Annotated in this window: 12 protein-coding genes; all 12 read left to right on the top strand. The window is 49.6% G+C overall.

Annotated elements, in window-relative coordinates; all coding sequences use genetic code 11:
* The first annotated feature begins 8 nt into the window (after positions 1 to 8).
* Entirely contained in the window at positions 9 to 1,421 is a 1,413-nt protein-coding gene (locus tag SATMO3_RS07450; RefSeq protein ID WP_371379644.1) for an FAD-binding oxidoreductase, read from the top strand.
* Between the two features lie 240 nt (positions 1,422 to 1,661).
* Positions 1,662 to 2,078, top strand: a complete 417-nt coding sequence (locus tag SATMO3_RS07455; RefSeq protein ID WP_371379647.1) for a NifB/NifX family molybdenum-iron cluster-binding protein — start codon at positions 1,662 to 1,664, stop codon at positions 2,076 to 2,078.
* 203 nt (positions 2,079 to 2,281) lie between these two features.
* Complete coding sequence (locus SATMO3_RS07460; RefSeq protein WP_371379650.1) at positions 2,282 to 3,139, top strand: ABC transporter permease; 858 nt, start codon at positions 2,282 to 2,284, stop codon at positions 3,137 to 3,139.
* Positions 3,140 to 3,167: 28 nt separating this feature from the next.
* Entirely contained in the window at positions 3,168 to 3,950 is a 783-nt protein-coding gene (locus SATMO3_RS07465; RefSeq protein ID WP_371379654.1) for an ABC transporter permease, read from the top strand.
* A 111-nt stretch (positions 3,951 to 4,061) separates the two neighbouring features.
* On the top strand, positions 4,062 to 4,952 hold the full coding sequence (locus tag SATMO3_RS07470; RefSeq protein WP_371379657.1) for an acyl-CoA dehydratase activase: 891 nt from the start codon (positions 4,062 to 4,064) through the stop codon (positions 4,950 to 4,952).
* Between the two features lie 198 nt (positions 4,953 to 5,150).
* Positions 5,151 to 6,176, top strand: coding sequence for an ABC transporter substrate-binding protein (locus SATMO3_RS07475; RefSeq protein ID WP_371379660.1), 1,026 nt, complete (start codon positions 5,151 to 5,153; stop codon positions 6,174 to 6,176).
* A gap of 51 nt (positions 6,177 to 6,227) precedes the next feature.
* A complete protein-coding gene (locus SATMO3_RS07480; protein ID WP_371379663.1) occupies positions 6,228 to 7,436 on the top strand; it encodes a 2-hydroxyacyl-CoA dehydratase subunit D in 1,209 nt (402 codons plus the stop codon).
* 32 nt (positions 7,437 to 7,468) lie between these two features.
* Positions 7,469 to 9,517, top strand: coding sequence for a 2-hydroxyacyl-CoA dehydratase (locus SATMO3_RS07485; RefSeq protein ID WP_371379666.1), 2,049 nt, complete (start codon positions 7,469 to 7,471; stop codon positions 9,515 to 9,517).
* Between the two features lie 54 nt (positions 9,518 to 9,571).
* Complete coding sequence (locus SATMO3_RS07490) at positions 9,572 to 10,786, top strand: 2-hydroxyacyl-CoA dehydratase subunit D (RefSeq protein WP_371379669.1); 1,215 nt, start codon at positions 9,572 to 9,574, stop codon at positions 10,784 to 10,786.
* 158 nt (positions 10,787 to 10,944) lie between these two features.
* Complete coding sequence (locus tag SATMO3_RS07495) at positions 10,945 to 11,958, top strand: ABC transporter substrate-binding protein (RefSeq protein WP_371379671.1); 1,014 nt, start codon at positions 10,945 to 10,947, stop codon at positions 11,956 to 11,958.
* Between the two features lie 213 nt (positions 11,959 to 12,171).
* The gene (locus SATMO3_RS07500; protein ID WP_371379674.1) at positions 12,172 to 12,519 is read left to right on the top strand and encodes a nitroreductase; all 348 of its coding nucleotides are present in this window, start codon (positions 12,172 to 12,174) and stop codon (positions 12,517 to 12,519) included.
* A gap of 243 nt (positions 12,520 to 12,762) precedes the next feature.
* Positions 12,763 to 13,434, top strand: coding sequence for a DUF1847 domain-containing protein (locus tag SATMO3_RS07505; RefSeq protein WP_371379677.1), 672 nt, complete (start codon positions 12,763 to 12,765; stop codon positions 13,432 to 13,434).
* Positions 13,435 to 13,611: the final 177 nt, after the last annotated feature.

Genomic DNA, 13,611 nt, shown 5'->3' on the forward strand with positions numbered 1-13,611 from the left:
GGGAGGCAATGCCTACCTATAGCAACATTACCGATACCATAATTGCTGAGTTGAAAAGAATCGCCGGCCCGGACAATGTACTGAGCGGCGAGGCCGTACCCGAACAATATGCCTTTGATGCCGGCACGCGCAAAGAGAGCCGGCATTATCCCGAGGCTGTCGTTTATCCTGCGAGCGCCGGGGAAGTGTCCCGGATTATAAAAAATGCCAACAAGCAGCATTTTTCCGTGACGCCGCGGGGCGGCGGCAGCGGCCTGGCCGGCGCCGCCGTGCCGCTGTACGGCGGGATTGTTATGGATCTCTGCCGGATGAACCGGATCGTGCATATCGATGCTGCTGCCAAATATATGATTGTAGAACCGGCGGTGCGGACGCTGGATATCCAGCAAGCGGCCAACCGGTACGGACTCATGTATGCCGGCGACCCCTGCAGCAGTGATGACTGCGTTATTGCCGGCAATATAGCTACCAATGCCGGCGGCAACCGGGCCATAAAATACGGTGTTACCGGCGATCAGGTCTATGAACTGGAAGTTGTAACGCCGCAAGGCGAAATCGTTACGTTAGGCGGGCGCCTAAAGAAGAACTCGACAGGCTATGGTTTAATCAAGTTAATTGCCGGGTCGGAGGGAACTTTGGGGATCATAACCCGGGCAACCATAAAATTGCAAAAGCTGGCGCCGTTGCTACCCAATTTTCTGGCTGTATTCCCGAACTTGGAGTCAGCCATTGCCATAGTCAATCAATTACTGGCTGATCCGGCGCTTGACCCCATTTCAATTGAACTGGTTGACAAACAAACCATGCTTGCTTTGGAGCGGTATCAGCAGGAAAAAATATTTGCCGGCCAACATACCGGCGATTGCCTGATTATACAGCTGGAAGCCTATACAGAAGAGGATTTAGACCGGAAACGGGCTGCATTGCTGGCGCTGTGCAAGGCTTTTGGCAGTCGCAGTGTGTATGACATAGCGAGTGATAAAATTTGGCCGGCCCGCAGGGCCTGGGGCAAAGCCATTGAGGTCGATCATCCTGTCGGGGTATCGGAGGATATTGTTGTGCCGGTGGATCAAATTAGCGAATTTATTACCCGGCTAGACACTCTTACCAGGCAATTTCGCTTTCAGTTTCGCATTGCCGGGCATGCCGGCGATGGCAATATGCACATCCGGATTATTCCCGGCGAAGTGGCAAGTGATGAATGGCCGGCTGCAGTCGCCAAATTCCGGGAGAAACTGTATGCGGCTACTTACAGTCTGGGCGGCCGCCTGTCAGGCGAGCATGGCATTGGCTTGAAGCGCAAAGAAGTTTTAAGCGGCATAATCAACCCGGTGGAGTTTGCGCTTATGCAAGCCGTCAAAAAGGCTTTTGATCCTAACTATATACTAAATCCAGGCAAAATATTCGATATAGGGCATTAATCAACAGAGTGTCAGCCGAATCCGGCCTAAAACTTATATTGCAGTCAATAAATTGGATTGACAGAATTTGATGAGCAGTCTATAATAAAAAAAACTACAGCAAAATATCGCCTGATTGTTGACTGGCCGGAAACCAGAGGCAAATTTTTTCTTGTTAGAAAAAGTTTGCCTTTTTTATTTTTACGTAAACATTTCTAGTTTACGGCTCATCCCAATATTATTAGCGAGGTGAAAAGGACCATGCCCAAAGTAGCGGTTGCCAGTACAGACGGAATAACCATTAATGAGCATTTTGGCAGGACTAAAGAGTTTTGGATTTATGAGGCGGCGGAAAGCGGGGCCTACACATTTCTTGAGCGGCGGGAAACGCCGCCGGCAGTGCGAACTTTGTCTGTGCATGCCACCGGTAATGCGGTTGAGCTGCTCTACGATGTCGAAGCCGTGCTGGTAGCCAGAATTGGCCGCCAGGCTGAGCTGGAGCTAAGGGCAAGAGGCATTTATGCTCTGCAGGTAACCGGCCTGATAGACAAAGCGCTGGCCGCCTATGGCAAAAGAGGAAAGCTGATCCGTCATCATTCCGCCGGCAGGGTGGCTGCCAATTGCCAACCTGCAGTTCAATCCGGTTCCTGCCGGCGTTCCTGCGACTGCAAAGAGTAATCTGTCTGGTGAATTATAAGCTGGAGAACAAAAATATTAAATTCTTATAGATGAGTTGACCAGCCAATGAGCTGGAGACGAAGATTTACACGTCTCCAGCTTTTTATTTTTCAGAGGATTTTTTGGCCTGATTCGGACAATTGCCCAAAAGTTCGTGCTGCGCAGCCGCATTTATCCAGATGTTTAAAAGAGGTGATCTTAGCGTGATAGAACACGTAATGAATAATTTCCGCAAAGCCAATCAAAAAAAATCGCCGGTTACAGCCAATCCGGGATTGCGCTATAAAATACCCTTTGAGCTTTTGCGGACAGCAGTGGATAAGACCTTGGCCATAGCCTTAGTGATCTTGATTTGGGAGGCGTTCCCCCGGCTGGAATTGATTGATTCATTTCTCCTGCCACCCTTCAGTGAAGTAATTCGCAGCCTGGTAAATCTGATAACTACCGGTGAGATATTCAAGCATTTTTCCATCAGTATCTCACGCTCCTTTACCGGTTTTGTCATCGGTATAAGCATTGCCATTCCCCTGGGGATTTTTATGGGGTGGTACAGCAAACTGGAAGAAGTGGTGGATCCTTTGGTGCAGGCCTGCCGGAATTCTTCCGTCCTGGCGCTCTATCCGGTTTTTCTCTTATTCTTTGGTCTGGGCGAAGTTTCGAAAATGGCCATCATTATCTGGGGAACTATTTGGCCGGCCTTGCTGAATACCGTTTCCGGCGTAAAGAATACCGACCCGCTGCTGATAAAGGCGGCGCGCTCCATGGGAGTTTCCAAACTTACCTTGCTGTACAAGGTAATCGCACCGTCGGCTTTGCCGTCGATACTGACCGGTGTCAGGCTGAGCGCCGCCAGTTCCATCCTGGTACTGGTCGCTGCCGAGATGATTGGCGCTAATGCCGGCTTGGGCTTCATGATTTTCTACTTTGAAGAGCGTTATGCAGTTCCCGAAATGTATGCGGGGATTATTACCATGTCGCTCCTGGGAGTTGCTGTAAACTACCTGCTGGTCGGACTGGAAAAACGCCTGACAGGCTGGAAAGAAAAGATTGTTGGCGATTGAAAATTAAAAATGAAAAGGTGGTGATTGTATGGTGCTTGGACTTCAGGATAGGAGTTGGAAATTCTTCAAGAAGACAATTGTAATTGGGATTGTGCTGCTATTATGGCAGGTTATGCCGGCTTTTGGCTATGTTGATACCCGCAGCCTGCCGGCCTTCAGCGAGGTTGTTCTGAGTTTGGCGGAGCTTACGCTGTCCGGCGAATTGCTTAAGCATGCAGGTGCCAGTTTTCACCACACGCTGCTTGGCTTCCTGCTGGCAGTGGCCGTTGCCATCCCGCTGGGAATTTTCATGGGCTGGTTTAAACGGGTGGAGAGGATAGCCGATCCGCTTGTGCAGCTTTGCCGGAATACGGCGACGCTGGCCTTGTATCCGGTTTTTATCCTGGTATTTGGCCTGGGAGAACTGTCCAAAATCGGGATCATATTTTGGGGATCGGTCTGGCCTATACTGATTAATACCATCGAAGGCGTTAAGACGGTTGATCCGCTCTTAGTCAAGGCGGCCCGCTCCATGGCAATATCGCGGCTGTCCTTATTTGCCCAGGTCATTTTACCTGCCGCCGTGCCGGCCATTATTACCGGCCTCAGGATAAGCGCCACCCGGTCGATTATTATCCTGGTGGCGGCGGAAATGCTGGGAGCACATGCCGGTCTGGGTTTTTTAATCTTTGATGCCCGGCACAAATATGAGATAGAAAAAATGTATGCCGGCATTCTTATCTTAGTTATGCTGGGGATGTCGGTAAACTACCTGATTGTCAAACTGGAAAACTACCTTACCCGCTGGAAAGGTCCGGTAGAAAATGTGTAGTTTTATAGGGTTGATATGTACTAACGCAAAGGAGTGAAAGCAAAAGTCACAGCAGATAAGTGGACTAACGGTATAACTATCGTAAGCGGATAATGATAAGGAGTGAGTGTAATGAGTGTAACACACAAAATTGCTGAGGTAATTGATAAGAAATTGGTTTCAACCATAACAAACGACGTGGTTATCGGTATTGATATCGGTTCCCGCACCGGTAAGGCGGTGTTGCTGGCCGACGGCAAACTCTACACTGCTATTACGCCAACAGCTGTATTTACCCAGCAGACCGCCGACAAGCTGTTTGGCATACTGCTCAAACAAACCGGCTTTAAGCAGTCGGATATCCAATACATTGTCGGTACCGGCTACGGGCGGATTTCCCTGAACTTCGGCGAGATCCCCCACAAGATCGTTACGGAAATCTCGTGCCATGCCATGGGGGCCCATGTGCTCAATGCCAATGTGCGGTCGATTGTGGATATTGGCGGCCAGGATTCCAAGGCTATCCGGGTAGACCCCAAAAACGGCAAGGTCGTGGAATTTATCATGAATGACAAATGCGCCGCCGGTACCGGCCGCTTTTTAGAAAAGGTAGCGCAGCTTTTAGATTTGACGACCGAGGATCTGGGGCGCGAAGCGCTTAAAGCTACCAAGCCTTCCGATATCAGCAGTCAGTGTGTGGTATTCGCCGAGTCGGAAGTCATTTCACTGAAGGCCAAAGGCGAAAAACGGGCTGATATTGCCGCCGGCATTCATATTGCCACCGCCCGCCGCATTCGCAATCTGTTTAACCGGATCGGTCTTGAACCGGATTTGGTATTTACCGGCGGTGTGTCCAATAATGCCGGCATGAAAAAGGCGGTGGAAGAAGTACTGGGTCACGCTATCAGTGAAGTCAAACTGGACACCATCTATGCCGGAGCGCTGGGCGGGGCGGTCATCGCCCAGAAAGCCTTAACCGCCGCCAGGGTGGAGAAAGAGGGGCTGTCAGCTTCAGCAAGTTAAAACGGACAAAAACCATACGGGATTCAAGCAATAGCCGGTCTGCTGTCAAACTGAAAGCTAAGGCGCAAGGCTCTTAGCCTCTGTAGGTCTTGCTAAAAATATCCGAGACTAACCTTTGGCTGGGGCTAAAACTCCTACCTGAAGCTAAGTCTACTTATCGCAGGAATTTTCAAAACACTTTAACACGGAGGCGATTTTATGAACAATCAGAGTAAACGCGGCCTGCAGTCCCTGGCTTTCGCCGCAGTCATAATGGCAGTCTTGTCACTGGTGCTGTTCGGGTGCGCCAAGAAGCCGGAAACTGCCCAGACGGTAAAAGAGAGTGCAGCTAAACAGCCGGATATAATCAGAGTGCCGACACCAGGGGATGTGACACGCCCGGATATTTATATGATTGCCGAAGAACTGGGATATTTTGCTGAAGAAGGAATTAAGCTTGAATATGTCGGGACGGTACCGTCACCACAGCTGGTTGCTTCCGTGGTGGCGGGAAAAATCGATGTCGGCGCCGCGCATATTAACAGAACCATTGCCGGTATTTCCGCCGGCGCCAAAATAAAAGCGGTAGTAGCCGGAACAGAAACCACCCAGGAGATACCGCATATGGTCTACGTAACGCTGGATAACAGCCCGATCAAAAACGCTCAGGATTTGGTCGGGAAAAAGGTTGGCATACCCACAATCGGCGGCTGCAACGAATATACGCCTTACGCTTATTTGAAGAAAAACGGCATAACAGCACCCAAAGGCAAGATTGAAGTGATTATTATGCCGGAAGGCAATCTGGAACAGGCGCTCAGACAGGGCGATATCGATGTGGCCGGGTTCCATAAAAACCCCGGTTTCCTGACTGCCCGCGGCGGCCTAAAAATCCTGTTTACCGACTATGACGTTTTCGGCACGGTCGGCGGTGGAACTCCCTTCTATTTTTCGGAAAAATTCATTAAGGAAAAACCCGATGTCGTCAGACGTTTTGTTAAAGCGGTGGCCAAAGCCAATGACTGGGCGGATGCCAATCAGCAGCAGGCCATTGACATTACCGTCAAAAGAGCCAATATAGATCCCAAATTGCTGCGCAACGGCTATTTTGCCCCCAAGGGGATTATCCAGCCGGAGACGGCAACCGTATGGATTGATTTGCTAAAGGAATTCGGCGAAATCAAAAGTGATGTAAAACCCGAGCAGATTTTTACCAATGAATTCAACCCCAGCGCTAAAATTTAGCAGTCCACCAAGTAGGCATTAACGAAAGACACGGGAAAGCGAGGCTATATTATGGACATTGAAGATATTCAGAGTCCGCGGGATTATCTGATTTACAGCAAAAATGAAGTGCACCATTACTCACCTGCCATCGGCAGACTTCTGGACTTGTCTGCATCCTATGTGCAGGATGCAGAGAAAGCCTACGCTGAAGGCAGGATTAACGCCGTTTGGTCCAGGGCGACCGGCTGGGAAATACCCCTTACGTATGCGTCCGGCATTATTCCGGTAGCGTACAGCGAAATGGGGCGGTTAAGCGATCTGGAATCAGTGACAATCGCCGAGGACTATTATCAGTTCCCCCAGGAAACATGCTCTATGGTTAAATGTACTGTCGGCCAGTGGCATAAACGCCGTGGCAGCGGGATCAAACGGATTATTGGCGCCAGTGTGGCATGCGAGCCGTACAATCTTGCCTGGGAGTTGATGCGGCGGGAAGGGTATGACGTTCATGCCATCGACGTGGTGTACCGGGCGCCCGGCGTAAAAGGAGAGCGGCTGGAGCAGCTGGTCCGGTTTCTAATAGAGCAAATTCATGAAACGGCAGAGTGGCTGACAGGCAGCAAAGATATTGATGAAGATAAGCTGAGAGTTGAAATTCAACGGAAAAACCGACTGATTGCCAAAGTCAGAAAGATTTTAGAGCTCAGAGTAAAAAATCCTTACTATATGCGCAGCCTGCCTTCCATTTATTTGCTCACCGGCTTGAATACCTATTTTGGCAAACCGGCGGAATATGAAGCGATATTGGATGATTTGATCACAGAACTCGAGACGTCGTCCAGCGAAAAAGGGGACCTGGATAAGGTGATTCCCCTGGTGTGGGTCGGCAGCCCCGGCCAGGAATTCGGCATTTATGAAGCTATTGATCAGGCCGGCGGCGCTTTACTGGGGTTTAGGGGTTACCCGTTTAACAACTATGACGAAACGTTGCCGCCTGTCGAGGCGTTGGCCCGCCATGTACTGGGCAATCAGGAAGCCGGTGCTTCCATCTATGTGCAGAAAGTTATTGAACAGGAACTAAAGAAAGTCAAGGCCAGAGGGCTGGTATTGTATGGTTATCTTGGCTGCTCCTACGGCAGTGTAGCCCGGGAGATGTGGCGGGACTATTTCCATAAAAAGGGCTTTCCCAGTATAAATATTGAAGGCACTTTTCAGGTGGGGCCCCCGACAGGACAAATATTGACAAGAATCAGGGCCTTCGTGGAAATGCTGGCCTAGTACAGTTTTTTTATTACAAAGGAGTGAAACATATGAAAATAGCGGAAGTAATTGATTTGAAGCTGATACCGGAACTTACCGGCACCACAGTAGTAGGCATTGATATTGGTTCACGGACCGGCAAGGCGGTACTTTTGGCCGGTGGCGAACTGTACACGGCGCAGACCCCTACCGGCATCAACATGCAGGAAACCTCAGATGAATTATTGGCGGAACTGCTGGAACTATCCGGCCTGAAACGCTCGGATATCAGTTATATTGTTGGCACCGGTTACGGCCGGGTGGCTATGGAGTTTGCCGAAATACCCCACCAGATTGTGACTGAAATCTCCTGCCACGCAATGGGAGCGCACTATCTGGACGCCAGTATTAAAACCATTATTGATATCGGCGGCCAGGATTCCAAAGGCATAAAGGTAGATCCGGAAACCGGCCGGGTAGTGGAATTTGTCATGAACGACAAATGCGCCGCCGGCACTGGACGTTTCCTGGAAAAAGTGGCTCAGCTTCTGGATTTGGACTTGAGTGAACTCGGACCGGTAGCGCTTAAAGCGACCAAACCATCAGAAATTAGCAGCCAGTGCGTGGTGTTCGCCGAATCCGAAGTTATCTCTCTCAGGGCTAAAGGCGCAACACAGGAAGACATAGCGGCCGGCATTCATCTGGCCACCGCCCGCCGGGTCCGCAATCTCCTGAGTCGGATCGGCCTGGAGCCCGGGCTGGCTTTCTCGGGCGGCGTTTCCAACAACATTGGCATGAAAAAAGCTATTGAAGACCTGCTGGAACATCCGATCAGCGAATTCAAACTGGATGCTATTTACGCCGGCGCGCTGGGGGCTGCTATCCATGCCCAGAACTATCAGGCCGCCGGGGCTCGCGGTACACTGGCAGCCGGCAGCGGTTTCTCGCTGGATTTGACAGAACTGGAAAACCGGATCGCCAAACAGCAGGAAACCATCATAACCGGCGCCGACGGCAAAAAGAAAGTCGGGTATTTGTGCACCTATACACCGCTGGAGTTGATTAATGCCGCCGGTGTGAACCAGGTGAGACTGTTTAAAATGGGCAACACCGAAGTGGTGGCCAGTGGCGAGCAAATCACGCAAAGTGTATTCTGCGATTTTACCAAGAGCATACTGGGAGCCTTCAAGGAAGGAGACCCTCTATATAAAGCGCTGGATAAAGTATATACCTTCTATACTTGCGACTGCATAAAAAAAGTAGGCGAAGCCATTGGCGACTTCTTTGCCCCCACCGACATTTACATCCTCCCCCGACTGCGGCATAAGGACTCTTCCCGGGGCTACTACCGGACAGAAATCCTAAACTTTAAAGAAGATCTGGAAAAACTGTCAGGCAATGCCGTCAGTGAAGAGGCCGTAAGGGAACAGATCAAACTGTACAACCAGGTGCGCGGCGTGCTCAAACAAATTTCGGATTTACGCAAGCGGGATAATCCGCCGCTCAAGGGTAAGGATTTTCTGGATTTAATTAAAGCCTACTACTATCTGCCGCCGGCAGAGCTGTTGATATTGTACAAAGAAATCTATGAAAAATTAGCAGCAGTGCCGGCGGAAGGGTCCAAACCCATCCGGCTGATGATGGCGGGAGGCATTGTGGCCGATGGTGACCGGCGGCTGCTGGAGTTAATCGAAGACGCCGTAGGGGCGCGGGTGGTAATCGAAGATCACTGCACTGGTTCGCGCAATGCCAGTTTCCAGATCAGTGAAGAAGGCGACCCATACCAGGCGCTGGCCGAAGGGTATTTGGACCAGTCGCCGTGCACGCGGATGAAACCGCTGCAGGAACGGGTTGCCATATCGGGCGACTTGGCCCAGGAGTATAAGGTGGACGGCATACTGTACGTATATCTCAAGTTTTGCCCGTGCTACGGACAGATCAAGCATGAGTTTTTCCGGCATTATCAAAAACTGGGCATACCTGTACTGGAAGTGCCGGTGGATTATTCGGCGAGTGATCAGGGCCAGCTCAAAACCCGCCTGGAAGCCTTTATTGAAGTCCTGGGCGAAAGAGGGGGCGTAGTGGCTGATGCGGAGCGAGAAAGTGCAAAACCGGCATGATACAGTAAAAAGAAACTAATATCATTACATTTTGTGTAAGCAAGGAGGAGTATTATGGATATTGAAGATATTCAGAGCCAGCGGGATTATGTAGAACATTGCAAAAGGGTGCATAGCTATTCGCCAGCTGTCAACAAGCTGTTGGATATGTCCGAGTCCTATGTGTCTGATGCCGAAAAAGCCTACCGGGAAGGCAGAAAGAAGGCAATCTGGAGCCAGGCATATGGCTGGGAAGTTCCGGTCATCTATGCCTGCGATACCATTCCAGTGGCCTTCAGCGAGATGGGCCGGTTAAGCGATAAAGAGGTTATGCTGATTGCCGAGGATTATTATCAGTTTCCGGTGGAGACCTGCTCTATGGTGAAATGTACTGTGGGTCAATGGCATTTGCGCCGCAATACTACGACTATCAACCGTATTCTGGGCAACAGTTCGGCCTGCGAACCCTACAACCTGGCTTGGGAGATCATGAAACGGGAAGGGTATGATGTATACAACAATGATGTGGTGTATCGCGGACCCAACGTGGAGGGCAAACGGCTGGAAGAGCTGATTAAATTTTTTATTGAGCAGATTTATGATGTGATCGAGTGGCTGACCGGCAGCCGCAAAATCGATGAAGATAAGCTGCGGGTCGAAATTCAGCGGAAGAACCGTCTACTGAACAAACTGCGGACTGTGCTGGAATTAAGACGGAAGCATCCATTCTATGTGCGCAGCCTGGCGACTATTTTGATGCTGAATATCGGCTTAAATAATTATTTTGGTAAGCCGGAAGAATACGAAGCGGCTATTGATTTACTGATTGAGGAACTGGAGAATAAACCGGTCGATGAAAACGATTTAAAGAATGTGATTCCGCTGGTATGGGCAGGCGGCACCGGACAGGAATTCGGCATTTATGAGGCCATTGACCAGGCCGGCGGGGCGCTCTTAGGACTGCGCAGCGTGCCCTTTAAGCTGTACCGGGAAGATGTGCCGCCGGTGGAGTCGCTGGCCCGCTGGGTGTATGACAATGCCGGCGCGGGCGCGGGCGTATACGCGCGTAATGTCCTCGAACACGAAGTGAATAAACTTAACGCCCGGGGCATTGTCCTGTATGGCTATATCGGCTGCTCTTTCGCCAGTGTTGACCGGGAAATGTGGCGTAAGTACTTTCATGAAAAAGGCATCCCGAGTATCAATCTGGAAGGGTCCTTCCAGACCGGGGCGCCCAGCGGCCAGGTACTCACCCGGGTTAAGGCTTTTGTGGAAATGCTGGCCAGTTAAACGGGGATCAGGTTTAACTTAAACTAATTTCTTTGCGAACATAGAGTTGACTGCTAACAAGCCAGAGACATTATGGGTGTCTTTGGCTTGTTCTTTTTCTGGGAGGATGATTCCTGAACCTGAAGCTAAGTCTACTTTATTATAAGGAAGTGATGTAGTTGAGAATAAAACGGGACAATACGCGGTTTGTGGTTTTTGTTACAGTTATGTTATATCTGCTATTCGTGTCGGGGTGTTCAAAAAATCAACCGGCAACAGCCAATACCGACAATGCAGCCAAACAGCCCGATATCATCAGGGTAGCCACGCCAAGCGCACCAACCAGTCCATCCATTTACTATGTCGGCGAAGAACTTGGGTATTTTTCCGAGCAGGGTATAAAGATTGAGTACGCCGGCGTGGTTCCCTCCACGCAGCTGGTTGCTTCGGTCGTGGCCGGTAAACTTGATGTGGGCGGCGCCCATATCAACAGGACCATCGCCGGAATTTCCGCCGGCGCCAGGATCAAGGCGGTAGCAGCCAACACCGAAACTACTCAGACTATACCGCATATGATCGGGGTGGTTACTAAAAACAGCCCGCTAAAAAGCGCCAAGGATATGGTAGGCAAGAAAATCGGCATCCCGCTTATCGGCGGCTGCAACGAATATACACCTTATGCGTTTATGAAGAAAAATGGAATAGAAGATCCCAAAAGCAAAGTTGAGATCATAGTTATGCCGGAATCACAACTGGATCAAGCTTTGCGGCAGGGGGAAATAGATCTGGCCATGCTGCATAAAACCCCGGATTTCATTAAAGAGCGGGGCGAGTTTACCGTACTGTTCAGTGATTATGACGTCTGGGAAACAATTGGCGGCGCCACGCCGGCGTATTTTTCCGAAAAGTTTATTAAGGAAAAGCCGGATGTCGTCAGACGCTTTGTAGCCGCTGTGGCTAAGACCAATAACTGGGCGAACGCCAACCCGGAAAAGGCTATAGAAATTACGGCCAAACGGGCTAATGTCGACCCTAAGACCATCAAACCCGGTTATTATGCCAAAGACGCGTTAATACTTAACGAAACTGTAACGGTCTGGATTGGCTTGCTGACTGATTTCGGGGAAATCAAAGCCGGTATCAAGCCGGAGCAGATTTATACCAATGAGTTTAATCCCAATGCCAGGAAATAATGACCATTCTTCCAAAAAAATTATGTGCCAACAGGAATTTCCAGTTTAGTAGCGAAGCATGATAGCAGGTGGAGAAACCGGCACAAGATACTTCGTGAAATTTGAAATAGCCAATTAGTCCTTAAAACAAGGCTGACTAATCTTCAGATGGGGTCGACTCCGCCTGAGGATTAGTCTACTTTATTTGCCGGTTTGCAAAAGGGGGAATTGCTTATGAAGTCTGCACCCAGGCGTATTATCTGCAAAAACTGTGCAGCGAGGCTTGCCGAATGGTGCTATGAGCGGCACTGGTGGTTTAGGCTGATTCGGGAACCACTGGTACTGGGCCTCAGAATCATGGCCTGGTGGCATGGTATTGACGGACGGGGACATGTGGTGCATAACCAGGAATGTAAAGGCTGTCTGCGATATATGAAGACGGAACTGGAAGAGAAGTCACCTGTTTTTCGATTCCTTAATGCGTATATTGGCAAAGGTGTCAGCAGATTGAGAGATTCCATGCTTACAGAGCAGGAACTTGCTGAGGCCAAACGGTATGCCCGGGAATCCAATCCGTTCTGACGTGAGAAATCATTTGTCAGGCATGATGTGCTCTTAAAATAAAGCTTGACAAGGGCTTGGCATCCATGGTATTTTATTTTCATTAAATATTGAGTGGATAACAGTTATTCTTTAGCTTTGTTTAATTGAACACATCAGAACTTGGTTGATCAGATAACTGAAGACCGGGGATGCTTGCACATCTTCGGTCTATTTTATTTTGCTTCATATATTAGCATGGTAATAGTAAAGAGGAGGAGCCGGATGAGTAAGAAAAAAGATTTACAGACTTTAAGCTGCACGGATTGCACTGTTTATAACTGTCGCACCCGCAGCAAAGAATTTCCCGGATTTTGTTTGACCACCAAGGATAGTGACGGGCATGCCATTGCCGATGATATTGAGGAAATCAAACGGCATTTGCAGGGCGATGATCAGGATGCCGTTGTTGCCCGGGCTTCGGCCCAGGTGGAAGGATTATTTTACGGTAAAATGACCAGAGTCGAAGAAATTATTGAGTTTGCCGACCGCATCGGCGCTAAGAAAATTGGAATCGCGACTTGCGCCGGATTGATTGAGGAAGCAAAGATTTTTGCCGATATACTGGCAGCCAAAGGGCTCACATACTATAGTGCCATCTGCAAGGTCGGCTCAGTAGACAAGACTGAAATTGGAGTGCTGGAAGAACACAAAGTGCGGCCGGGCAATCACGAGGCCATGTGTAACCCCATTCTGCAGGCACGCATCCTGAATCACCAGAAAACCGATTTGAATGTGGTTGTCGGCTTATGTGTAGGTCATGATTCGCTGTTTATCAAATACTCGGATGCCCTTGTCACCACTTTGGTAACCAAGGACAGGGTGACAGGCCATAATCCAGTTGCCGCCTTGTATACGGCGCACTCGTATCACAAACGCCTGCTGCAGAAAAAATAAATAGCAGGCAAGATACTTTACAATAAGGGTCATATATTCTATAATACCATCATAACGTGTAGTACATTTCTCTTAACTATATGTGCCGGCCGGTTCGCGGCTGGCGGCTGACTGGTTAATATACTAGAGGCCGAAAGAATGCTTTAAGCATTTTTTCGGCCTTTTTTATTTTCGCTT

The organism is Sporomusa aerivorans (assembly GCF_041428895.1).
GTDB classification, from domain to species: Bacteria; Bacillota; Negativicutes; order Sporomusales; family Sporomusaceae; genus Sporomusa; species Sporomusa aerivorans.

Bases quoted from the DNA above. Each gene is read 5' to 3' on its own strand.
- SATMO3_RS07450 (WP_371379644.1), top strand. From the start codon at position 9: ATGCCTACCTATAGCAACATTACCGATACCATAATTGCTGAGTTGAAA.
- SATMO3_RS07455 (WP_371379647.1), top strand. From the start codon at position 1,662: ATGCCCAAAGTAGCGGTTGCCAGTACAGACGGAATAACCATTAATGAG.
- SATMO3_RS07465 (WP_371379654.1), top strand. From the start codon at position 3,168: ATGGTGCTTGGACTTCAGGATAGGAGTTGGAAATTCTTCAAGAAGACA.
- SATMO3_RS07470 (WP_371379657.1), top strand. From the start codon at position 4,062: ATGAGTGTAACACACAAAATTGCTGAGGTAATTGATAAGAAATTGGTT.
- SATMO3_RS07475 (WP_371379660.1), top strand. From the start codon at position 5,151: ATGAACAATCAGAGTAAACGCGGCCTGCAGTCCCTGGCTTTCGCCGCA.
- SATMO3_RS07480 (WP_371379663.1), top strand. From the start codon at position 6,228: ATGGACATTGAAGATATTCAGAGTCCGCGGGATTATCTGATTTACAGC.
- SATMO3_RS07485 (WP_371379666.1), top strand. From the start codon at position 7,469: ATGAAAATAGCGGAAGTAATTGATTTGAAGCTGATACCGGAACTTACC.
- SATMO3_RS07490 (WP_371379669.1), top strand. From the start codon at position 9,572: ATGGATATTGAAGATATTCAGAGCCAGCGGGATTATGTAGAACATTGC.
- SATMO3_RS07500 (WP_371379674.1), top strand. From the start codon at position 12,172: ATGAAGTCTGCACCCAGGCGTATTATCTGCAAAAACTGTGCAGCGAGG.
- SATMO3_RS07505 (WP_371379677.1), top strand. From the start codon at position 12,763: ATGAGTAAGAAAAAAGATTTACAGACTTTAAGCTGCACGGATTGCACT.